Annotated in this window: 12 protein-coding genes; 7 read left to right on the top strand and 5 right to left on the bottom strand. The window is 51.4% G+C overall.

Annotated elements, in window-relative coordinates:
- Positions 1-50 precede the first annotated feature (50 nt).
- The gene (locus M2108_RS13535) at positions 51-1,376 is read right to left on the bottom strand and encodes a sugar ABC transporter substrate-binding protein (protein ID WP_277469746.1); all 1,326 of its coding nucleotides are present in this window, start codon (positions 1,374-1,376) and stop codon (positions 51-53) included.
- 809 nt (positions 1,377-2,185) lie between these two features.
- On the opposite strand from M2108_RS13535, the gene M2108_RS13540 reads away from it, so the two are divergent.
- Positions 2,186-3,931 carry an alpha-glycosidase gene (locus M2108_RS13540; RefSeq protein WP_277469745.1) on the top strand — a complete coding sequence of 582 codons (1,746 nt, stop codon included), beginning with the start codon at positions 2,186-2,188 and terminating at the stop codon, positions 3,929-3,931.
- A gap of 541 nt (positions 3,932-4,472) precedes the next feature.
- Here the strand turns inward: M2108_RS13540 and M2108_RS13545 are convergent.
- On the bottom strand, positions 4,473-12,137 hold the full coding sequence (locus M2108_RS13545; RefSeq protein WP_277469744.1) for a pullulanase: 7,665 nt from the start codon (positions 12,135-12,137) through the stop codon (positions 4,473-4,475).
- A gap of 676 nt (positions 12,138-12,813) precedes the next feature.
- Here M2108_RS13545 and M2108_RS13550 point away from each other — a divergent pair.
- From M2108_RS13550 to M2108_RS13575, 6 genes are all read left to right on the top strand, one after another.
- The gene (locus M2108_RS13550; RefSeq protein WP_221802690.1) at positions 12,814-13,851 is read left to right on the top strand and encodes a LacI family DNA-binding transcriptional regulator; all 1,038 of its coding nucleotides are present in this window, start codon (positions 12,814-12,816) and stop codon (positions 13,849-13,851) included.
- Positions 13,852-14,123: 272 nt separating this feature from the next.
- Positions 14,124-14,786 (top strand): beta-phosphoglucomutase, encoded by a 663-nt coding sequence (gene pgmB, locus M2108_RS13555; RefSeq protein WP_277469743.1) that lies wholly within the window; start codon positions 14,124-14,126, stop codon positions 14,784-14,786.
- A gap of 232 nt (positions 14,787-15,018) precedes the next feature.
- Entirely contained in the window at positions 15,019-17,337 is a 2,319-nt protein-coding gene (locus M2108_RS13560; protein WP_277469742.1) for a glycoside hydrolase family 65 protein, read from the top strand.
- A gap of 82 nt (positions 17,338-17,419) precedes the next feature.
- Positions 17,420-19,108: a glycoside hydrolase family 13 protein gene (locus M2108_RS13565; protein ID WP_277469741.1), complete on the top strand. Its 1,689-nt coding sequence runs from the start codon at positions 17,420-17,422 to the stop codon at positions 19,106-19,108.
- A gap of 117 nt (positions 19,109-19,225) precedes the next feature.
- Positions 19,226-20,086: an AraC family transcriptional regulator gene (locus tag M2108_RS13570; protein ID WP_280777060.1), complete on the top strand. Its 861-nt coding sequence runs from the start codon at positions 19,226-19,228 to the stop codon at positions 20,084-20,086.
- Between the two features lie 155 nt (positions 20,087-20,241).
- A complete protein-coding gene (locus M2108_RS13575; RefSeq protein ID WP_277469739.1) occupies positions 20,242-21,087 on the top strand; it encodes a DegV family protein in 846 nt (281 codons plus the stop codon).
- A 423-nt stretch (positions 21,088-21,510) separates the two neighbouring features.
- On the opposite strand, the gene M2108_RS13580 is transcribed toward M2108_RS13575, so the two are convergent.
- From M2108_RS13580 to M2108_RS13590, 3 genes are all read right to left on the bottom strand, one after another.
- Positions 21,511-23,106 carry a PAS domain-containing sensor histidine kinase gene (locus tag M2108_RS13580; protein WP_277469738.1) on the bottom strand — a complete coding sequence of 532 codons (1,596 nt, stop codon included), beginning with the start codon at positions 23,104-23,106 and terminating at the stop codon, positions 21,511-21,513.
- 178 nt (positions 23,107-23,284) lie between these two features.
- Positions 23,285-23,971: an ABC transporter permease gene (locus M2108_RS13585; protein ID WP_277469737.1), complete on the bottom strand. Its 687-nt coding sequence runs from the start codon at positions 23,969-23,971 to the stop codon at positions 23,285-23,287.
- Positions 23,964-24,881: an ABC transporter ATP-binding protein gene (locus M2108_RS13590; protein WP_277469736.1), complete on the bottom strand. Its 918-nt coding sequence runs from the start codon at positions 24,879-24,881 to the stop codon at positions 23,964-23,966. The genes M2108_RS13585 and M2108_RS13590 overlap by 8 nt, the downstream gene beginning before the upstream one ends.
- Between the last annotated feature and the right edge of the window lie 39 nt (positions 24,882-24,920).

Below are 24,920 nucleotides of genomic sequence, written 5' to 3' on the forward strand. Positions count from 1 at the left end.
ATTCATTCCACAGTTTGCTATTGGTTGTTCACTGTTACGAATTCAGGGTATTACTGGGCACCGTTGTTAAGATCTTTAATCTGCTGTACGGCTTTGTCCATTGCTGTTTTTGGATCAGCGTTGTTATCCCAAATTTCCGGAAGCGCTGCGTTTACAGGAGCCCATACATTACCCATTTCAGGGATGGACGGCATTGGCTCCGAGCTCTTGGCCTGCTCAGCAAAGGCGGATAAATAAGGGTCGCCTGTGATCTGCGGATCTGCCAGTGCTTCGTTGTTGGTAGGAATGGAACCGACCATCTTGTTCAGGGTCAGCTGTGCATCTTTACTGGAAGCAAAGTGTGCATAGAGCTTGGCTGCGTTCGGATATTGCGTATAAGCGTTAACCCCGAAAATTTTGATACCGGAGAAAGTAATCGCCTGTTTGCCGTTAATAGTAGGAACCGGAGCAACACCAAGGTTATCGCCAAGTGCTTCTTTGTAAGCTGCGAGTTCCCAAGGACCTGTGATGTCCATCGCTACGTCGCCGCTGGTGAACAGGGCGCGCTTGATGTCAGCGGTGATGTCACCGCTCTTGACCGGCAGTGCTTCCTTCATTTTGGCGAATGCAGTCAGACCTTCGATAGCGCCTTCGTTGTTCAGGCCGATATCATCCTTGTCAGTACCGTCTTTACCGAACAGGTAACCGCCGGTAGTTGCAATGAAGGTGTAGCCGTAATACATGTTGCCGACTTCCCACATAATGCCGTATTTGTTCTGGTTTTTGTTAGTGAAGGTTTTGCTGAAGGCAAGAACGTCATCAAAGGATTTCGGTGCTTCAGGCAACAGCGTCTTATTGTAGTAGAGGGCATAAGTTTCAGCCGCTCTTGGGTATCCGTACAGTTCGCCGTCATAGGAGGAGCCTATGATGGAAGCTTCAGTATTTTCAGCTTTGGTCTGTTCGGCAAAAATATCATTTGGCAGCAGCAGGCTCGCGCTTGCGGCTTTACCAAGGTTATCATGCGGAATCAGGATAACGTCTGCAGCCAGTCCGGAAGGTCCGTCCTGTGTCAGCTTGCCCACTTGGTCTGGTGGTGGAATCTCCTCAATTTTGACCGGAACGTTGTATTTCTCGGTAAATTGCTTGGCGATCTCTTCAGCAAATACTCTCTCTTCTTTACTTTCCCAGACAACCAGCGATGCACCATCTTCAGGTACGACCTCTTCAGTTACAGCTTCGCCGCTGTTTGTAGCAGGTGCGTTAGTGGCCGTGGTATCTGCCGGCGCATTCGTTCCTGCTGCGTTACCGCCGTTATTGTTGTTGCCGGAGCCGCATGCTGTAATGGACGCTGCCATTGAGACTGCTGCGGTGATGACCATGAGTTTTTTCAACTTCATTACTTTAACCCCTCCCGATTTGTATATCGCTTTTTGTGCTTGAGATGATGCTGCAGAACATGCGCAAACGATTTCAGAAGATTCAAAAAAAATGTGTGTGTCTGTCAACCATCCTTCTGAATACGCTTCAACAAGTTCTAGAAAGCGCTTCATTCATAATTTCATAATACAACAGTAATGTTAATTGTTAAAACGTTTGCACAGTGTATATTTGCCCATATATCCTGTTTAACACGCTTCAATGAACAATTATCTTCGTTTTTCACATTATTCCTCTTATTTACTCTAAATAACAACGAAACCAGCTTCAAGTTTGGTCAAAACCAGTAACTTATACATGAAAAAAGGGGGATCCAGGTGATCTTTTTCTTATTTTGAGTACAGAAAGGCAGTACCACTCGTGAAAAATAGTGCAATGGTTTGAACAATAGTATTGTACGGCCATTTATTCCATGCTATAATCCAAACCATTATGAGCAGCCCACCCTGCCGGAGGCAGAGCAAGCATGCGCCCTTGTTCTTACAACAACCAAAAGGCAATGTTACTTATCAGGGACAACCTCGGACAAGCTTAGGCTGGAGTTGTTCCTTTTTGCTATGGGCGAATTTCATAAGTAATGTGTGCAACCGTGGCGCAAGTGACGGTGCCATACAGGCATAACGCCTCTTTCTTCACCTATTTATCCGGTTTTAGTCTGAAGGACCCCTGGAAGCGCAGCTCACAAAACTTTTAGCCTATGCTTCCGAAGCAAGTTTTGTACGAAGGATCTCTGGAAGCGCAGCTCACAAAACTTTTAGGAGGAATTATCATGTTACTTGAAGCTGTATATCACCGCCCGCGGTTAAACTGGTCATACGCCTATGACTATGAAACCATCCATCTCCGTCTGCGTGCCAAAAAAGGTGACCTGACTGAAGTGTTCGCCTGGGCCGGGGATAAATATGCATGGGACACTACCAAAGAACTGATCCCGATGAAGCTGTTTACTAGCGATGCAATGTTCGATTACTGGGAATGTGAATCCGTTCCCCTGTACCGCCGCCTGAAATACGGATTTCTGCTGCAAAAGGGAGATGAACGCATCTGGATGACAGAAAGCGATTTTCAGACGGAGCGTCCGGCAAATCCCAACCGGCTGTTCGAATTTCCCTACATAAACCGCGGAGATGTCTTCACCCCGCCAGCCTGGGTTAAAGATGCTATTTTTTATCAGATATTCCCTGAACGCTTTGCCAACGGCGACCCCGGCCTGAATCCGGAGAATGTGCAGCCGTGGGGCGGAACGCCTACCCCCGAAAATTTCTTCGGCGGAGACCTGCAAGGGGTTATCGATCACCTCGATCATCTGACAGAGCTGGGGATTACGGGTATTTATTTCACGCCGATCTTTGCCGGAACCACCAACCACAAATACGATACCGAAGACTATATGAAGGTCGATCCGCATTTTGGCGATGTTGAAACACTCAAAAAGCTGGTCAGCGCCTGCCACGAACGCGGAATCCGCGTGCTGCTGGACGCCGTATTCAACCATTCGGGCAGAACCTTCGCCCCGTTCGTGGATGTGCTGGAGCACGGGGAGAACTCCCGTTATAAGGACTGGTTCCATGTCCGCGAGTTCCCGCTTCAGGTCGTGGACAATATTCCGAATTATGATGCCTTCTCGTTCGAACCGAATATGCCTAAGCTCAATACGGAGAATCCTGAGGTAAAGGAATATCTGCTTAAGGTGGCTGAGTATTGGATCAAAGAGGTCGGCATTGACGGCTGGCGCCTGGATGTGGCGAATGAAGTGGATCACGGCTTCTGGCGCGAATTCCGCAAGGTTGTCAAAGCCGCTAACCCGGAAGCCTACATTCTCGGTGAAATCTGGCATGAATCCGCTCCTTGGCTGGAGGGGGACAAATTCGATGCCGTCATGAACTATCCATTCACGGATGCTGTGCTCGACTTCTTCATCAACGGCTCGCTTGACGCTGAAGCTTTTGCCAATGCGATTGGCAAGCAGCTGTCGCGTTATCCGCTGCAGGCCAGCGAGGTTGCCTTCAATCTGCTGGACAGCCATGATACCGCACGCCTCCTGACCCTGGCCGGCGGCGACAAGAAGAAGTTTAAGCTGGCTGTGCTGTTCCAGTTCACCTTCATGGGCACGCCTTGCATCTATTACGGTGATGAAGTCGGCATGGACGGCGACAACGATCCGGGCTGCCGCAAATGCATGGAATGGGACCCTGCCAAGCAGGATCATGGCCTGTTCAGCTTCTATCAGAAGCTGATCTCAATCCGCACCAGCCATCCCGCTTTGCGCAGCGGGTCCTTCAGATTCCTTGAAGCCGGCCGCAACGGAAGCAAGATTGCCTTCGAACGCAGCCTGGGCGACGAAATCATCATCGTTCTGATGAATACGGAAGAAACCGCCCAGACCTTCCGGCTGAGCGTCGAGGAGCGCAGCTGGGAGAACCTGTTCACCGGTGACTCCCTGCGTGCAGAACGCGGCACGCTGTCTATTAAGCTTCCGGCTTACGGATATACGGCGATTAAGGCGATTTTGTAGCCTGCGCATTGATGGGGGGCTGGCCGGGCTGGCCGGTAAACTAGTTGGATTTTCGCCACCTAATTCTATCATTTCCCAATATTTCTGATCATTAGGTGGAAAAATGCCATCTAATTCAGGCCAAATCCACCTTTGAGAGCTAATCCAGTCAAAATAAGTGGCGATTTTCCAACTAAAATCTTAAGCAAGGCAAATGTTAAAGAACTAAGATACGAAAATCCACTTAGTTTGGTCAGCGCATCCGCAGCAGCATTCTCCGCACACTTTTCCTATAAAGCCAGTTTCCCGAAATAAATACAAGTCAAACAGCACTCTTCAACAGTTGAAGAGTGCTGTTTCCCGTCGGCCGAGATAAACTCAATTACCACAGAATAGCATTTGATATTTATCCTCAGCATCTGCAGACCCTCATAATCAGATCCTTTTATTCAGATTCCTCTAATCAGGTCCTTCTCATCCAAACTAATCTACACAACGCAAAGCAGCGGTCCCCCTTTAGGAGGATCGCTGCTTTGTGTGTTCATTTAACCAGCTATAATTCTCACTTAGCCAGCAATTTGTAGATAACCTGGGCGCTTTCTGCACGGGTCATATTAGCCTTAGGCGCAAACTGGCTGGCTTCTCTGCCCTGCACCAGGCCAAGACCTGCAGCTGTATTTACATAGACAACTGCCCATGGACTGATGCTGGCTGCATCTGCAAAGCCTGCGGAAGAAGAGCTCTGGCTTACCTTCTGCCCCTGCTTCACTTCAAGCGCACGGATGACCATAGCCGCCATTTCTTCACGGCTGATCGCCGCATTCGGCGCAAAGAGCGCGGAGCTGCGTCCGGAAACAATGCCCTGGCTGACTGCAGCGGCCACATAAGGGGCGTACCAGGCATCCGCCTGTACATCACTGAATGTGGTCTGGCCTGCTGCTTCGATTCCCAGTGCACGGACCAGCAGTGCAGTAAATTCTGCACGTGTAACATTGGCCCCCGGGTTGAATGCTGAAGCAGACACACCTGTTACAATCTGCTTGGCGCTCAGTGACTTCACGGCCTGTGAAGCCCAGTGCGAAGCAGGTACATCTGTAAACGACTTGCTCAACTCAAGTGCCGCATATTTGCTGAAATGCATTACCTGTGCTGTAATCCGGTCACCGTTAACCGCGCTGCGGACATACTCCAGATTGTTGTTCTCACCTACATAGAACACGCCTGTGAGATCTTTATCCGCACTGCCGCTGATGGCAAAGGTTAACTCAACCGGTGCTGCGAAAGTACTTGCCGGCGTGCTTGTGCCGTCCTTCTTCACTACCGACAGTGAGAAATCATAGATCTTCGAAGCTGCGCTTACTTGGGTATAGGCGTTGCTCAGCCCGTTCACCAGAGCGCTTGCCGCACTATCCTGCAGCGGACTTGCACTAAACTGAATTTGTGCGCCTACCGCATCAGCTCCGCTGAGTGATTTCTGGAGCTGGAGCAATACTGCGTTAGGCAAGATTACATTTAGTCCGCCCATCTGCAGCTCAAGTGCGTTTGTACCCAGCGATTCTGCAGCCTGAACAGGCAGCAGGACAGATGTTGCAGCTGAAGGAATCTCAAGGGTCACTTTTCCATCCTTGACGTTCTTCAGACTGTCTGCACTGATTACCTGGACACTGGAATCCGGTGTAGGTGCAGGAGTTGCTCCCGGAATCGATCCGGGAAGGACCACTGGCGACGGTGTCGGTGATGTCTCCGGTGTTGGTGTTGGTGTTGGTGTCGGTGTTGGTGTCGGTGTTGGTGTCGGCGTTACTCCAGCCACCGCTGCCAGAATAACCGTTCCCCCGTCAGCCCGGCCCGGCAGCTCAAACGCCACCATCCGGTCAGCAGATACTGTATACGACTTGCCGCTGTATTCATCTGTTACTATCACTCCTGCGGCAAACGGTACAGGAATGCTTACAGATACCGGCTCCGTTTTAGTGTTAATGACTGTTACAACATTCTCATTTCCATACTGCTTGTTAAACGCCAGGTACCCCAACTCATCCGAGCCGGCCAGCGATGTGCGGGTTCCCTTGGAGAATACCTTGGAATACTTGGCACGGATGTTCAGCAGCTTCTGGTAATGGTCATGAAGCCCCTGCTCCGCAGTCAGCTGATCCCATGGCATATCGCTGCGGTTCTCGCTAAACTCTCCTTTGGACAGATCACCGGCATTGCTGCCGGAACGGCCGAGCTCTTCACCGTAGTAGATTACCGGCTGGCCTTTTGCAGTAATCTGCAGCGCGGCTGCGATCATCAGCTTGCCTTTATCGCCGCCCACGTAATCGGAGAGGAAGCCGTTCTCGTCATGGCTGCTCAGGAATTGGGCCATAGTCTTTGTATTGTCCAGTTTAGATTCACGGTCCTGCAGATAAGCATCCACTTCCGTAATTTTGCCGTCAGTGAAGCTTTTCGCTGCTCCCTTGAATCCGAAATCAAGCAGACTGTCCATCTGGCCGGACTGCAGATTGCCGCCGTCGCTGTCAATCGTGCCGCCGAAATATTCGCCGACCAGCTTGAACTCCGGATCAATCGCAGTCAGCGCATTTTTAAATGCTTTCCAGGTGGTGCTCTCCACATGCTTGACTGTGTCCACACGGAAATAATCGATAGTATCCCCGCGGTCAGTCCGGGCATTGTCAAGCCAGCCGGTCTGCCAGTCAATAATCTGCTGGCGCACCGCAGGATCTTCTGTTTTGAAGTCCGGCAGTCCGGCCAGCTCACCTTTAACCGGATCGGTATCCGAAGATACGCCGTCCGTGCGGAGCATGCCGTCGAAGCGCGCTTTATCTTCAGCAGTAACTCCAGGAGTGCTGTCGCTCGCCTTCAAGCCATAGCCTGCATGGTTAAGGACAACGTCGACCATAATTTTGATGCCTCTGTCATGCGCCTTCTCGATCAGTTCCTTGAAGGTGTCCATGTCGCCCAAATGCTCATCAAGCTGGGTGAAATCCTTGGCCCAGTAGCCGTGGTAGCCGTACTGGATACCGCCAAATTCAGTGCCTTTGTTGAAGTCGATGTTATCGACAACCGGCGTAATCCACAGCGTATTGATGCCAAGCTCCTTAAGATAATCAAGATGATCAATCATCCCCTGGAAATCCCCGCCGTGATAGGCTTCCAGATGACTTTTATCCACATTCTCATTGTTCGTCGGGTCACCGTCAGCAAACCGGTCAGTCAGCGCAAAATAAATCCGCGCCTCATCCCAATCAAAATCAAGCTTATCCCCGCTGTAGGTTCTGGCTTTGACTTCCAGTGTTGCCGAGCCTTTATGCGTATTGCCGTACTCGTCAACCAGTGTAAGCGGTATGGTTTTGATTCCCGCTGCCACGGTATCTTTTACAGCAACCGTCTGCTTCATCAGTCCGGTATCGAGCTGAACTTTAGCCGGCCCGCCAAGCGCGGTCAGATCCATATAGCCGTCTTTATAGGCGACTTCCTCAGCTGAAGCCGCGATAATAGTAATGACTGCATTTTCATTCGAGTTTACCGCTTGCGGTGCTGCTGCTGCTGTAATTTTAACCTCCGGGTTGTGGTAGGTTACTGAGGATTCGCCGCCGACCGTATTTTTCGGATCAGCCAGCTCCTCGGTTACTCCGTCCTTTGTGACCAGGAAGGTGTATTTGTATGTGCCAGCCTCGGCACCTGTCAGCTCATAACTGAACCATTCATTCACAGCGTCGTAAGTCATCGGATATTCGGAACCATTCACTTTTACAGCGACGGCCTCAATATCCTGCTGATTACCGCTGCGGAACAGCGCATCATCGCGGAACATGAAGGTGATCGTTCCGTCCTTCATCACCGGACCGCTGATAAACGGCTTAATATCCAGCTCCTTCACCATGCTGGTGACAATGACCTTGGTGTAGCTCTCACCAGCCGTCAGCGGAATGACCCGGTCATCCGGATAATCCTGCTTGCCGGTATTCCAGTCAGTGCCCTTGCGCAGGACAAAGCCTACACTGGTCGCATTCGCGGCAACCTCAATCAGCACGCTGGCCTTGCCGTCCTTGAAGGTGGTGAAGTCAATCTGGTCGTTCTTCGCGCCTGTATTCCAGACCCAGATATTCCAGTCGGTATAATCCTTGTCTGCGCGCACATAGGTAAATTCTACATAACGTTTGGTGTCTACAGCCTCGGTCACTACTTTAACCGTGACGACAGAGGATTTGCCGCCGTAAGTAACCGTAATATGTGCCGTTCCGGCTTTAACCCCGGTCACAACACCCTGTGCCGACACGCTGGCTACTTCCGGTTTGTCAGAAGTATAGACGGCAGTTTTGGTAATATTGCGTTGGCTTCCGTCGTCATATTTGGCATAGGCAGCTGTCTGATGACTTGTGCCTACCTGCAATGAGTATGCTGCACTGTCTGTCTCAACTGAAGTAAATACAGCAGCTGCTGCATCCATCCGTATAATCACTGCAGTAAGCGGCTGGAGCTGAATCGATGTACCTGTAAGCGTGAACCCGCTCTGCTCTCCGGCCGGAATGGCTGTCACTCCTGCCTGGTCATCATCGGCGAGCACCGCACCTTTCGTCAGATCTTCGGACAGCGTAAGTGTTCTGACTTCATCATCAGCGTTAACGAACACATAGTAGTTGCCTGTGCCGTCTGTTGCTTTATTTTTGTAGCCGATTACGAGATCCGTTGCCTTCATTTCCGGCGCCTGAATCAGCGTAACATTGGAATCTACCAGGCTCTTGTCACCCAGACGGAAAGCATCCGAGGACTTTCTGAGCTGGATGAGACCCGCTGTGTAATCCTTCGTTGTGTTCTGAACCGGATATTTCACGGCATCAGTCGCCTTGGACCAGTCAAACATGTTGACTGCATCAGAGGAATCATAAGAGTCATGGATAAAATAGCCAAAGGACTGGCCGTTCGCATCCTTCATCTCGGTGTATTTCTGTTCAGGCACGCCTGTACCCAGCCACTGTTTGGTACGCCCGTATTCCTGGCCGGCCTGCATAAAGGCTGTGCCCTGTGAGGTCAGCTCCAGCGTATTGCCAAGACGAATCCGCTGCTGGATCTCCAGCTCATTAGCCGGGATCGCCGGGTCTTTCTTGATGGACTGGGCAATGACATCATGCAGGGTCAGATTGTCATGCGCCTCGATATAAGGCACCACATCGCCCGGATCATCCGCAGGAATGTTGGACGGCTGGGCCTTGATATTATTCAGGATGGTCGCAATGGAGCGCGCTCCGCCTGTAATAAATCTCGGTTCACCCTCTGATCCGTAGCCTGATTTCAGCTCGTTGCGGAACTCATCGGAGAAGACGCCGACGCTGTCTGTTTTGTCCATCCACTGCTGGTCAGCACCCTGGCCGGCAAGTGAAGGATCTGAAGCCGCGCCTCCGAACGTAACCCAGCCTTCGCCGATGAACAGCGCCTGCGGGTTGATCGCCTGGGCTGCATCATAGGCCGCCTGCACCGCATCCTGTGTGGCATCGCCCATCATATCCCAGCGCATGCCGTCAATCTTGTATTCGCTGAACCAATATTTGACGGAATCAACCATCAGCTTCTCCGCCATTTTGTGATTGGTGGCCAGGTTATTGCCGAAGCCGCCGATAAAGTTGCCGCCCGCATCCTGGAACGCGTAGTAATTAGGCACTATGTCGTCCAGGAAATCTTTTTTGGCCATGTGAGTGTATACAACGTCCAGAATGACACCCATTCCGGCCTCATGCACCGCATCGATCAGGCCCTTCAGCTCTTTGATCCGTGCTTCGGGATCAGCCGGATTTTCTGAATAGGCACCATCCGGGGAGAAGTAGCTGTGCGGATCATAACCCCAGTTGTACTCGTTATTTTGTGCAGAATAGGCTGTTTCTCTTTCGCCCATCTTCGTTTCATCCCCGTAATACCAGGCCATTACCGGGAGAAGCTGAATGTGGGTTACACCCATTGATTTGATATAATCCAGTTTCGTTGCAAAAGCGTCATAGGAGCCCCAGCGCTCGCCGTTCAGACTGCTCTCAATTGAGACATCCGAAGTGAAATCGCGGATATGGACTTCGTAGATGACGGCATCCTCGCGTTTTTCATAGCCGTCGATATCTGCCGGATGAACTTCTGCAGGATTCGTTTTGCTCAAATCAACAATTGCCGCTTTGCCGACAGTATCCCCGTCCGGACCCGCAGCACCGGCAGAATCGACAGTAAATACGGCCATTGATTTGGCGTAAGGATCAAGTACAGGCTTCGTAACACCGTGGTTGGTCACTTCATACTGATAGTAGTAGCCGCGGACATCCTTTTCCCCGCTCACTCCGGTGATATCCGCCGGTGTCAGTTCAGTGGACCATACGCCCTGTTCGCCTCTGGTCAGGCTTACATGTCCGACTTGCTTGGAAGCGTCTGTTTTGCTGTATACATTGACTGTAACCGAGCTGGCCACAGGGGCCCACAGCTTCAGCGTTGCCGATTTGTCTGCGGCGTGATAGGTTGCACCCAGGTCATCGCCAGTGTAATTGTACATTTCATCAAGCATTCTCCAGCCGCTGGACGCAGATACCGTTTTACCGGAATAAGTAACACTCAGCGGTGTCTTTTCCAGGTCAAAAACAGCCGTGTCCACTTCAATTGAAGAAGTACCGGTAATCCTCACTGCAGAGATGCTGACGTCAGCGCCATCTTTGTCTTTTACAGTGATCGCGCTCTTCAGCGCTGCAGCATCAAGTCCGTCAGTAAGTGTAAATCCGAGCAGCAGCTTATTTGTGGAGAGCACTTCAGCCGATACTAGCCCTATAGGCTGCTCGCCGAACGGGGAGACATACACCGTATTGTCACCCTCTTTGATCCACAGCTGATTGTAGCGGTCAAGCAGGCTGAACGCCTTATCTCCGCCGTCCTTTGCTTCATTTGACGGGTTAACGATAAGGAAGCCCAGCTTCCTGGCACTCTCTTTCAGCGGAATGTCCACATAAGCACCGAAACGGTCTGTATTCTCAGCCGGGAACATAACAGCATCCGTCGGCCAGTTAGCGGGAGCCTGCGCTACATCATCCCAAGTCCACAAACCAAATTCGCTTTGCTTGTGATCCGCTCTGATGTAATGAATCCGGACCGTATTTGCTGGCAGTGTCACCGGTTCGTAAGGTGTCACTTCATTGCTGCCCTGCTTGATCCAGATTTCATTGGTCTGCGGAGTGTTGATCAGGAAGGTTTTATCCCCGCTGTCCTTAGTCTCATTGGTACGGTTAATGACGAGGAAGGAGATTTTTTTGGCGCCTTCTTTTAACGGAATATCCACATAAGCTCCGTAGGAGTCCAGCTGTCCTTCAGGAAAAGCAGCCGCACCCGCTGGCCATCCGGCAGAAGCTGACGCTACATCATCCCAGAGCCATAAGCCCTGGTCAGCGTAATCGCCAGCCGGACGGTTGTAGTGAATACGCATGCTTCCTTCCGGAACAGGTGTTACAGTGCCCGGATTCACCGGAGCTGTAAACTTGGCGCTCACATCATGTGTCTGAGCATTATAACTGAACGTAACCGGCAGATCAGCCGGCAGATTAAGGTTCTGCTCCGCTGCAGGATAATATGTATCATCCTCTGCAGAGGCTCCCGGTACAAAAATCTGATAAACATAATCGCCCTTAGGCAGATTTGCCGTATACTCGTAAACGCTGTCAAAATTAGTGTCTGTCAGTACTGTGCGGGCATCTGCCGCAGAATGATCTTTCGCATCCCCCAGCACTGTCTGCAGGGAGCCTGTAAGTTTTGGCAGTTTGTCCTGGGCAAGCGGCGTGTAATACGTGGAGTCTGCTATCTTGTTGGTAACATCGTTGTAATAAAAGGTCACTTCCGTCTCGGCTGCGAGCGTAAGCTCAATATTGCCGTCTTTGTTTACGCCCTGGGGATTGGTATAGCTGCTGTACCCGTAGCTTTCATCCCATGTGCCGTTTAGCGCAACCTTATACTCATAAGTACCCGCCGGCAGTGTTCCTGTGAACATATAAGTGCCATTGTTCATATACGTCATTTCAGTGACTGTCGTATCCGGATTCCAGTCCGCCGTCTGATTAGTTTCCGTAGACAGCTCCGACTGAAGGCTGCCCACCAGAACCGCCCTGGCTGCCGACGCCTGTACCGTAGATGCCGGAAAACTAAAATAGGAGCACACCAGAACGACGATCATACTGATAGCGAACATTTTTTTGCTCCATGAAGCCAGTTTCATTCCAAAAAGCCCCCCTAAATGTGAGATTTGCCCCGCGGTTTGCGGGATTGCATCATGCCGTGAATGAGTTCACTTTCCGCCGTGGCTGCTTAGACCCTCTTAAGCCTGTTCCCTCCTTCTCATAATGAAATGTAATGCTCCTTCCAAATCCACAACCATTAGCGCAAACGTTTGCAAAAGAAAATAAAGGATGCTGCGGCCATCAAACAACAGACTTTCGGGTTACTCCTGCATGACAAATGCACTTGTAAGCGCTTTTAAGTTCTGTTTACCATATTAATCCTCGATTTAAAGCGTTGTCAACTGTAATTCTGCATTTTTCAGGAACAATAATACAGGAAGCTCATCTGAAAATATTTTCAGCCAGTTGCACATAATTGCACAAACTTCCCTGCAACAAACCAGTAAGGAAACCGGTTTTTTCGATAAAAAACCGTTTGCACACTTCTATATCCTGCATTTGACGCCAGGATAGCCCTTTACACTGCAGAAAGCCTCAGCCTGCCCGAGTTTGTCTGATCCCGCTGTAAAAACATGCAAAATCGGGCCGCGAATCGTGGATATTATTCCAAAAAGGCGGCAAAACGGCCTGTTGCAGGACTTTCTCTATTTACAATTATCAGCACTTCGATTAATATTACTGTGTAAAGCAAACGGTTCCATGAAGGAGGTTTCTATGACAGTTACCATCAAGGATGTGGCTAAGAAAGCGGGAGTTTCTCCCTCCACGGTATCCCGGGTGTTGTCAGGCCATCCCAGAATCAGCCTAGAAACTTCCCGTAAAGTGAAAACGATTATGGAGGAAATGGGCTATACTCCGAACATGATGGCAAAGAGCCTGGTTTCGAAAACAACCAACAGCATTTGCATCATCCTGCCGAAGCCGGCCGAGGAGCTTTTCTCCAATCTGTTCTTTATGGAATTGATCCGAGGGATTGTCACCCAGTCAAGCCGTTCCGGCTATGATGTGCTGATCAGTTCCGGAGCCAACGAGAAGGAAGAGCTTGAAGCTGTTTCCCGCCTGCTCAAGGGACGCCGTGTTGACGGCGTTATTCTGCTGTACTCACGCAAGGATGATGCGGTTATTGATTTTCTCGAATCCGGCGGATATCCGTTCGTCCTTGTTGGACGAAGCGACCGCTATGAGGATATATTATCCGTGGATAACGACAATGTCATGGCAGCCTTTGATGCCACGAATCATCTTATTTCTATGGGTCATGAGCGTATCGGCTTTGTCAGCGGACCACCCAATCTGATCGTTTCGCGCGACCGTCTTGAAGGATACCGCAAGGCTATGCAGAACAGCGGTCTGGAAATGCGGCCTGAATGGATTGTTGAAGGAGAGTTTCTGCAGGACAGCGGCTACCGGGCGATGTCATTCTTCATGAATCTCCCGAACCGGCCGACAGCACTGGTCGCGGTCGATGATATGGTCTCTTTCGGTGTATTGCGCGGACTGAATGAGCTGAAATACAAGGTTCCCGAGGATCTGGCGATTGTCAGCTTTAACAACATCCCGCTCTCGGAATTGTCCAGCCCGCCGATCAGCAGTATTGACATCGGTATTTATCATCTCGGATATACGGCTTCCCAGGTGCTCATCCAGACCATCCAGAAGCCTGACAATGATCCCGGATATACGAACCGTTTCGTCATTCCTCACCGTCTGATCGTGAGAGAATCATCCATGTATGCCCCAGGCAAGAAATGACCCGGATTCAAAAATAAATGAAGCAGTCCGATGCTTCATTTATTTTTTCGAATATTGTACAAACGTTTGCGCTAAATTTCGGTTACAGCTATTCACAACCGGAACACTCTTACCGATTCTAGTTTTATAAACAGAAACGACAGGAAGCAAGCGCTAACAATACTCAGCATGCTTCCGAAGCAAGTTTTGTACGAAGGATTTCAGGAAGCGCAGCTCACAAAACTTAGCTCATGCTAGGAAGCGCAGCTCACAAAACTTTTAGGAGGTTCAACATGTCAGAAATCAAAGCCTGCCTGTTCGATTTGGACGGCGTTCTCGTCGACACCGCCAAATATCACTTTATTGCCTGGAGAGAGCTCGCGGAGCAGCTCGGCTTCGTATTCACCGAACAGGATAACGAGCGGCTCAAGGGTGTCAGCCGGGCGGCCTCACTGAATATTCTGCTGGAGATCGGCGGACTCACGTTCAGTGAAGAAGACAAAGCGCGCTTTGCCGAGCAAAAGAACAACCGCTATGTCGAATACATCTCCAAGATGGACAGCTCCGAGATTCTGCCCGGCGCCCTCTCCTTCCTGCAGGAATGCCGCGAAGCCGGGATCAAGGTTGCCTTGGGGTCTGCCAGCAAAAATGCGATGGCCATCCTGAACAACACCGGCCTGACCCCTTACTTCGATGCCATCATCGACGGGACGCACACCAGCGCCGCCAAGCCGGACCCTGAAGTATTCCTGCTGGGCGCACAGGCGGTAGGCATTGCCCCTGAGCATTGCGTCGTATTCGAGGATGCCGAAGCCGGAATCCTGGCCGCAACCCGCGCCGGCATGCGCAGCATCGGCATCGGCTCACCGGAAACACTGTCCGAGGCAGATTTTGTCGTCCCTTCCCTCGCCCAGGTCAGCGTCTCCAAGCTGGGAGAATGGTTTACAGCGGTTTGATCCATATTAACCGGTAATTGTGATATGCATCTGTTTCTGCCCTACTACTACTTATAAAAGAACTATCTGTGAGAGATCGGAAGACACGTGATAAGCGGAGAAGGTAAAAGGATGTGAAGAAGCGCCAGCGATCGTAACATCCTTTTACCTTCGGAGCGTTCCCCGCGTGGCTGTAATGTCGAACCAATAGTTCCATTTATATTATCCCTCATTTAAAAGGAGCCAAAAAACAATGAAACAATATCTTAAAATTGATGAATGGTCCATCATTGAAGAATCCTTTGATCCGCACACCCAGGAGATCTCCGAGAGTATCTTCAGCATCGGTAACGGCTACATGGGCGGCAGAGCCAACTTTGAAGAGCAGTACAGCGGCCACAGCCTGCAGGGCAGCTATATGGCAGGTGTCTACTATCCGGATAAAACCCGGGTCGGCTGGTGGAAAAACGGCTATCCGGAGTATTTTGCCAAGGTATTGAACAGCACCAACTGGATCGGCATCAACATTGATATCGACGGTACGCCGCTTGATCTGGCAGCCTGCACCGTGACCCAGTTCCGCCGTGTGCTTAATATGAAGGAAGGCACGCTGTTCCGCAGCTTTACTGCAGAGCTGGAGGGCGGCAAACAGGTACAGGTGGAGAGCATCCGCATCGTCAGCATGTCCCGTCATGAGATCGGCGCGATCCGTTATGCGGTTACTCCGCTGAATTTCGCCGGAACGCTCACTGTCACTCCTTACTTAGACGGGGACATCAAGAACAAGGACTCCAACTATGATGAGAAATTCTGGAATGAAGTAGAGAAGAAAAGCGGTACGGAAGGCGGCTATCTGACGCTAAAAACGAAAAAGCTCGATTTCCATGTAACATCGGCCTTCGCTTTTGACATTGTAGTTAACGGTGAAATGGTTACTGCAGAAGCTGAAGCGCTGGAGCAGGATAAATATGTGGGCAGCAAAGTGACACTTTCTGTGCAGTCCGGCAATCAGGTGGTTATTTATAAGTATGCCGCCAATGTAACCTCCCGCAATTACGGCCTGGGCCAGCTTGTTGAAGCCGCCCACAGCGCATTGAATGGTGCCCGCGAAGCCGGCTTTGTTACCCTGCTGAACGAGCAGGCTGCTGCCTGGGGTGACAAATGGAAGGAAAGCGACATTATTATTGAAGGAGACGTATCGGCGCAGCAGGCGATTCGCTTCAATATTTTTCAGCTGAATCAGACCTATACCGGAGAAGATGACCGTCTGAACATCGGGCCTAAGGGCTTTACGGGTGAAAAATACGGCGGCAGCACCTACTGGGACACTGAAGCTTATTGCGTGCCGTTCTATCTGAGTACTGCGGATTCCAGCATTTCACGCAACCTGCTGATCTACCGCTACAAGCATCTGGAGAAGGCTAAGGAAAATGCACGCAAGCTCGGCTTCAAAAAAGGTGCACTCTACCCGATGGTAACCATGAACGGTGAGGAATGCCACAACGAGTGGGAAATTACGTTTGAAGAGATCCACCGCAACGGCGCAATCGCCCACGCCATCTACAACTATGTGAACTACACCGGCGACAAGGCTTATCTCGGCCAATACGGGCTTGAGGTACTGGTGGAAATCTCCCGCTTCTGGGAGGAACGCGTGCATTATGTGCCGCGCAAGGATCAGTATGTCATGCTGGGCGTTACCGGCCCGAATGAATACGAGAACAATGTCAACAACAACTGGTACACAAACCGGATTGCTTCCTGGACGATGGAATATACGCTCGAAGCACTGAAATACCTGCAGGAGAATGAAGCTGCCCGTTATGCAGAGCTGGCTGATAAGCTGGAGCTGCTTGACAGCGAAACTGCCAAGTGGAATGAAATTATCGGCAAAATGTACTATCCATCCGATGAGGAGCTTGGGATCTTCCTGCAGCAGGACGGCTTCCTCGACAAAGAGATTATTCCGGTGAAGGAAGTGGCTCCGGAGAATCTGCCGCTCAACCAGAAATGGTCCTGGGACCGCATTCTGCGCTCCTGCTACATCAAGCAGGCTGACGTCCTGCAAGGGCTGTATTTCCTGGGTGACCGCTATGATCTGGAGACGAAAAAACGGAATTTCGACTTCTACGAGCCGATCACCGTTCATGAGTCCTCCCTGTCCCCTTGCATCCATGCCATTCTGGCCTGCGAGCTGGGCTACAAAGAAAAAGCCTATGAAATGTACCTGCGTACTTCTCGGCTGGATCTCGACAACTATAATAACGATACGGAAGACGGCTGCCACACTACAAGTATGGCGGGCACCTGGATGTCCGTTGTACACGGCTTCGGCGGACTGCGCGTTCAGGCAGACCGGCTGATCCTGAACCCGTCCAACCCGGGCCACTGGACCTCGTATTCGTTCAAAATCATGTTCCGCGGCTCACGGCTCAAGGTTAACGTTACCGATGCACAGGTTACAGTAACCAATGAGACAGATGTTCCGGCGGCACTCACGATTCATGGCAAAGAGTATACTGTGAACGGGCTCGGCAGCGTTACGGCTGAAGGTTCCTCGGTAACGGCGTAGTTTTTGTCGGCCCCGGGGGACTCCTGTCCCCCGGGGCTTTTTATGCGGGTATACCAATTAGCATATAAAAGGAGTCGTTAAAATGAACAGAGCCTTTTGGAAAGAAGCGGTAGTCTACCAGATCTACCCGCGAAGCTATCAGGACAGCAACGGAGACGGCATCGGCGATCTGCGCGGGATCATATCCAGGCTGGACTACCTGAAGAAGCTCGGCGTCGATGTCGTCTGGCTGTCACCGGTCTATAAGTCGCCTAACGATGACAACGGGTACGACATCAGCGATTATGAGGATATTATGGATGAGTTCGGCACGCTCCAGGATTGGGAAGAGCTGCTCGCCGGGCTGCATGAACGCGGCATCAAGCTGATGATGGATCTTGTCATCAACCATTCCTCGGATGAGCATGCCTGGTTCGTAGAGTCCCGCTCCTCCAAAGACAATCCGTACCGTGATTATTATATCTGGCGTCCGGGCGGTCCGGATGGCGGGCTGCCCAACAACTGGAGCTCCATCTTCAGCGGTCCGGCCTGGGAGATGGATGAAACAACAGGTGAATATTACCTGCATCTGTTCTCGCGCAAGCAGCCGGACCTCAACTGGGAGAACCCCAAGCTGCGGGAGGCACTCTACAAGATGATGACCTTCTGGCTCGACAAGGGTGTGGACGGCCTGCGGATGGATGTCATCAACATGATCTCCAAGGTGGAAGGCCTGCCATCAGTCAAACGGGATGACCTGGAACCCGGCAGGCTGGCCGGCGGCGGCGAATATTATATGAACGGCCCGCGGGTTCATGAGTATCTGCAGGAGATGAACCGTGAGGTGCTCTCCAAATACGATGTGATGACCGTCGGAGAAACTCCCGGTGCCAGTGTGGAGGACGCGATTCTGTATACGGCAGAGGACCGCAAGGAGCTGCAGATGGTATTTCAGTTCGAGCATATGGACATCGATTCCGGTCCCGGCGGCAAATGGGAGGTTACACCGTGGAGCCTCAAGGGGCTGCGCGATATTTTGCATAAATGGCAGGTTGGGCTTGCTGAGCAGGGCTGGAACAGTCTATACCTGAATAACCACGACCAGCCGCGGATGGTTTCGCGTTTTGGTCATGACGGTGAGTACCGCGTACAGTCAGCCAAAATGCTGGCTACCCTGCTGCATACGCTAAAAGGGACCCCTTACATTTATCAGGGTGAAGAAATCGGCATGACGAATGTGAAGTTCCCTGTACTTGAAGACTATAAGGATATCGAGATTCTGAATATGTACCGGGAAAAGGTTACGGAGGGCGGCGGGGATCATGACACTATTCTGAAAGCGATCCATGCCAAAGGCCGTGACAATGCCCGTACTCCGATGCAGTGGGATGACTCGGCAAACGCCGGCTTTACAGAAGGCACACCTTGGCTGAGGGTCAATCCGAACTATAAGGATATTAATGTTGAGCAGGCCTTAGCCGACCCTGATTCCGTCTTTTACTACTACCAGAAGCTGATCACTCTGCGTAAAGAAAATCTCATCATGGCTTATGGTGAATATGAGCTGCTGCTGCCGGAGGACGAATCTGTCTACGCCTACACACGCAAGCTGGATGATGCGAAATGGCTGGTACTGCTGAACTTCAGCGACGCCCTGCAGACCGTTCAGCTTCCGGATGAGCTCGCCTCTGTGCGGGAAACAATCATCAGTAATTATCCCGATGAGCCCGCTACCGGGGAGCGTGACACACTGCGTCCTTATGAGGCCAGAGTATACCGGCTTGGAAACTGACAGCAGTGCTTGTAATACGTTATACTTTGAAAAGAAACCTGTCATTAATGAGCAGAGAATAACAGGACTGGTTCCTCTGACCATGATAGGATGAACTCAAAGGGAGATGACAGCGTCTTGGAATGGCTGATCCGGATGAAGGAAGCTATGGATTATATGGAGAGCAAGATGACCGAACCGCTGCGAATCGAGGATGTGGCAGGGATCGCACATGTATCTCCGTTTCATTTTCAGCGGATGTTCAGTATGCTGACCGGCTTTACGGTGGCAGACTATATCCGCAAGCGCAGGCTGACACTGGCTGCCCAGGAGCTTGCAAGCTCCAAGATCAGGGTGCTGGATGTAGCGCTGAAATACGGCTATGACTCACCGGAATCCTTTGCCAAGGCGTTCCGCAAGGCCCATGGGCTTACTCCCTCGGCGGCGCGTGAACCCGGGGTACAGCTCAAAGCGTTCCCCCGCCTCTCTTTCCACCTATCATTGAAGGGAGATCAGGAAATGGAATACAAAATCGTGGATAAGCCGGCTTTTAACGTAATCGGCAAATCAATCCAGGTTACGTGCAAGGACGGAGAGAATTTCCGCAGAATTCCCGAGTTCTGGAACGAATGCAACGAGGACGGCACCTCGGATGAGCTGATCGGGCTTGCCTCAGAGGAAGCATGGCTCGGTATCTGTATGAGCATGGACATGGAAAAGGATCTGCTGTCCTATTGGGTCGGAGTCCAGGCGGATGAAGCTACAGATCCGCACGGCTACGAGAAAGGCGCCGTTCCGGCTGCCAGCTGGGCGGTATTTACCTCCAAAGGACCATTGCCCCATACGCTCCAGACGGTCTGGCAACGGATTTACCAGGAATGGTTCCCGGGAACAGGCTACCAGCATGCCGGCGGGCCGGAGATTGAGCTGTACCCTCCCGGAGATACATCAGCGGAAGATTATGTCTGTGAGGTATGGATACCGGTTGTTAAAAAATAATCGGTACGCTTCCATACTCCTTGAAGTATGCAACAGTTAAGACTATCCCTTGCGGATGGTCTTTTTTCTATCAGGCTGTGATTTTTGTTTTGAGATTCGGCATAGGCTTGGTATAATAGACAGATTATATGGTATTTCTGGTGAAGGAGAATTTCATGTCTAATGTAAAGATTTTTTCAGACAGCACTTCCGATTTGCCGCAAGGCTGGAAGCAAACGTATGATATCGGCATCGTTCCGCTGTACGTAGTATTTCAGGACGGTACATACAAAGACGGTGTAGACATTACACCTGAGGAAGTTTACCGCAGAGTAGCGGCTAACGGAGCTTTGCCGAAGACGGCTGCCCCGTCGCCGGCTGACTTCATCGCGGCTTTTGAGCCGGTTATCGCAAGCGGCGGAGATGTAGTCTATGTCAGCCTGTCTTCTGCCTTATCCTCTACATACCAGAATGCCCTGCTGGCTGCAGGCGAATTCCCGGAAGGACGAGTACGGGTCGTTGATTCCGAGACCCTGTGCGGCGGGATTGCGCTGCTCGTCATGAAGGCTGCACGCGCAGCGGCCAAAGGCCATAGCAGTACAGAAATTACCGCCATGCTGGAGCAGTGCCGCAGCCGGGTGGAGACTGAATTTGTCGTTGATACCCTTGATTACTTATATATGGGCGGCCGCTGCTCAGGGATGCAGAATTTTATCGGCAGCCTGCTGAAGATCCGGCCCGTTCTGCGGCTGATTGACGGCGCCATCGTGCCCGTCAGCAAAGTTCGCGGCAAAAAGGAAAAGGCTGTGGAGCAAATGCTGCAAAATGCGCTTGCTAATGTCAGCGAGATGGATCAGGAGCTGCTGATTATCGCCCATACGCTGGCCGAAGAAGATGCGGAGTTCCTGGAGAATGCGCTGCGCGAGCAGACCAGCGTTAAGGAAATCGCCGTTATCAATGCCGGCTGTGTTATCGGCAGCCACTGCGGACCGGCTACTGTCGGCCTGATGTATATGCGTTAGAGTGGCGGTGCAACCTGTCCGCTTACGGGTTAGGGGCTGGTGGGTTAGCGTATTTTACGCTAACACCTGCCTAAGATGAGCCTCCTTAGATCTAGTTGGATTTTCGCCAACTAATTCCGTCTTATTTCAACTTTTACGATGATTAGTTGGAAAAACGCCACCTATTAGCTCCCCAATGGCCTTCCGGGGATGAAATCACTGAAATTAAGTAGCGTTTTTCCAACTAAAATCCGGATGCAGCTGTTTTGTGGAGAAATAGGTGGCGAAATTCCACTTAGTCTAGTCTGACAAACGCATAACTGTCCTGTAACTGGACAGAACAAATAAGCCAGCCTGACCCCGAATCTCGGGGCGGGCTGGCTTTTGAATTCATAATAGCAGCAACTCTTGTTTAGACATCTTTATGCTGCTGCCATGCCCCCCTTACGCTTCCATCGTTTCCTTTACGAACGGCAGCATAAACCGGAAGATGGAGCCGCGGCCTTCTTCGCTCTCCACAAAAATGGTTCCGCCCATCAGCTCCACCAGCTGCTTGCAGATCGCAAGCCCCAGGCCGGTGCCGCCGTATTTGCGGTTAATGAACGGATGCAGCTGTGAGAAGGACTGGAACAGCAGGTTCAGCTTGCTGTCGGCAATTCCGACGCCGGTGTCACGCACCGAGAATTCCAGCAGATATTCCTCCGAGCCCGGCAGCGGTATATTCTTCACCGATAAGGTCACGCTTCCCCGTTCGGTGAATTTCAGCGCATTGCCGACCAGATTCACAATGATCTGCCGCAGACGGCTGGGATCGGTGGTTACAGCCTCCGGAACGCTGGTATCGGCCCACCACCGCAGAGCGAGCTGCTTCTCCTCCGCCTTAGGCGTGAACAGGTCAATCACACTCTCGATCATCTCCCGCAGATCGAAGGTCTCAGACTGCAGCTGCATCTTCCCGGCTTCCATTTTGCTGAAATCGAGGATGTCATTCAGAATCTGCAGCAGACTGTAGCTGCTGCTCCGCAGAATCTCCGCATAGCTGCGCTGCTCTTCTTCAAGCTCCGTTTCCAGCAGCAGATCGGCCATGCCGATCATTCCGTTCATCGGTGTACGGATTTCATGGCTCATCATGGCCAGGAAATCGGACTTGGCCTGGGCTGCCTGCTCAGCCGATTCCTTGGCACGCCGGATTTCACGTTCATTTGTAATATCGGCGAAGGAGAGAACCACCCCGCAGATCAAGCCTTTGTCAAGCAGCGGAGCAATCCGGTAGCTTACAAAAAAGCTGGTGCCGTCCTTGCGCCAGAATATTTCGTCTGAGCTGCTGCGGATAACCCCGTCATCCAGGGTACGGCGGATCGGACACTCCAGCGAACCGGTTCTGCTATGGGTCTGATTAATCAGGTCCATCAAATGGACGCCGTACAGCTCAGAGGGATGATAGCCTAGCATATCCGCGCCTTCCCGGTTGATAAAGATGGTCCGGCCTTCGGGATCCAGACCAAAGATTCCCGCAGATACCGAATTCAAAATCAGGCTTAGCCGCTTATCTTCAGCCATCTCGCGCATCAGCGCCGGGAGCTTCTCTCCCTGCTGCTCCGGTTCCTCTTCTTCCGTCCCGGCTGCCGCGAGCCGGCTGAACCATTCTAACAGTGCTGCGGGGAGCAGCGCATTCACATCATAATGGATAATGGCAAACACACCGGCTATCCCCTCTTCTGCCTTAACCGGAGCATACGTTATGGTGGGAGAGACAGATACGCTGACGTCTTCCTCTTTCTCTGCAAGCTCAAAGCTGGAGGTTAACCCTTCCAGGGCCGCAGTAAAATGTGCTTCACCGGGAGTCAGCGCCTCCTCTGTACCACTAAATGTGTGCGCTGGAACGCACGGAACGGCAGAGCCGAAAGCCCGGTTGCTGTCCACGAATTTCCCCTGCCTGTCCAGTATGATGATCAGATCGGGATGATGATCATATAACGATTTAAAAGCACTTTCCTCAGAAAGCACCCTGCCCAGAATGGCAGCCCAGTCTTTAAGCATTGCCCACCTCCTCCGCTGCTCAGAACCTGCTATCATGCATTCGCAAATGCGGAAATTATCTATATATGTAGAAATTCCTGTAATAAGCTTTATTATAGCAAAAAAACCGCCTGCGGTCGCCAGAAAAACAGCGGCATCAAGCGGTTTATTCACCTTTTTTTATAGTCCAAAGTTCCGGTTATCCTACGTCCTGAGTCTCAATCTTGCGGATCGAGAGATAGGCAATGGCAACCCCTGCAAGCCCAAGGAACAAGGATACGCCTACCTGATTGCCCAGCCGGAAGCTGCCGAAATCAGAGGACAGGAGCCCGGCAATCAGCACACCGGATACAATGGTTGCCGGCAGCGATTTTTTGCGCATCCCGAAGAACAGCGGAATCAGCCCGATGCCTGCCGAGTATACCGCATCCGATGCGGCCATAATGAGCTGCTCACCGATTATTTGAGGCGTCAGCTCACCTGAAATCGCTTCTGAAAAGTAGTGATTAAAGCCGACGATTCCCGCGCCTACCACCACGTTGGATACAAAGATCGTAATCAGGATAAATAACGATACAATAATCAGCTTGGCCGCCATCAGCTTTTTGCGGGGAATCGGATACATGAAGAGCAGGTCGATCGTGTTATTTTTATATTCCTCAATGACCAGCTTGCTGATCAGGACAGAACCGAAGACCATAAATACCGCTTTTACAAAGATATGCACCCCTTCAAAAACATCCGCATAGGTGCTGAAGTCCCCTTCCTCAACCTCAGTGAATACGACAAGCAGCATGAATAACAGAAGGGCAAGATCGGCTATAAGAAAGCCTTTGAACAGGCTAATTTTGTTCTTGCGCAATTCAAGTCTGATCAGCTTAAGCAACGACTTCACCCCCCATTAGTTCGACAAAATAATCTTCCAGCGAATGCTGCTTCCGGTTCAGGCTCTCCAGCTCGATATCCGCCGCAGCCAGCGCCTTGCTGAGCTCCAGCTGTGAGGTCTTCTCATAAATCCGGATCGTCCGCGGCCCGATGACCCTAAAGTTGCTGAGGCCAAGCGTATGCGTGAGTGTGTACACCGCTTTGCTGCTATGATCTGTGATCAGCTCGATATAGTCCGTATCCCGGCTGCGGATCTCATCCATGGCAACCTCCTCCAGCAGCACGCCGTCCCGGATTACACCGATCGTGTCGGCAATCTGTTCAACCTCACCAAGGATATGGCTGGAGATCAGCAGCGTCATCCCGTATTCACGGCTCAGCATGCGGAACACCTCGCGCAGTTCCTTGATGCCCAGCGGGTCCAGCCCGTTGATCGGCTCATCCAGAATCAGCAGCTCCGGCTTGGTCATTACCGCTCTGGCAATGCCCAGCCGCTGCTTCATGCCCATCGAAAACTGCTTGACCGGCTTCTTGTCTGTCCCGGTAAGGTTCACCAGCTCCAGCGCCTCCTTCAGCGCTTTCGGGTCATAGTAGCCCATGTATTCCCCGTGTAGCTCCAGATTCTCCCGGGCGGTCAGCTTATCGTAAAATGCCGGATACTCGATGATGCAGCCCATGCGCTTGAGCATTTCGTAGGAGCGGGGTGTCATCTTTTCGCCAAAAAATTCGATTTCGCCGGCCGTTGGCTTCACCAGATTGGTGATCATCTTCATCACAGTGGTCTTACCGGCCCCGTTCGGCCCCAGAAAACCGTAAATTTCACCCTGCTTAATATTCATGTTCACGTTATTCACGGCTTCTTTGCCCTGATAGACCTTGGTTAAGTTCCACGTCCGCAGTATCGTTGTCATTTCCGTTATCCCCTTTGGCTTCGTTGTCTTCCTTGATTT

It is taken from the genome of Paenibacillus sp. PastM-3 (genome assembly GCF_029893965.1).
Lineage (GTDB): Bacteria > Bacillota > Bacilli > Paenibacillales > Paenibacillaceae > Paenibacillus_AQ.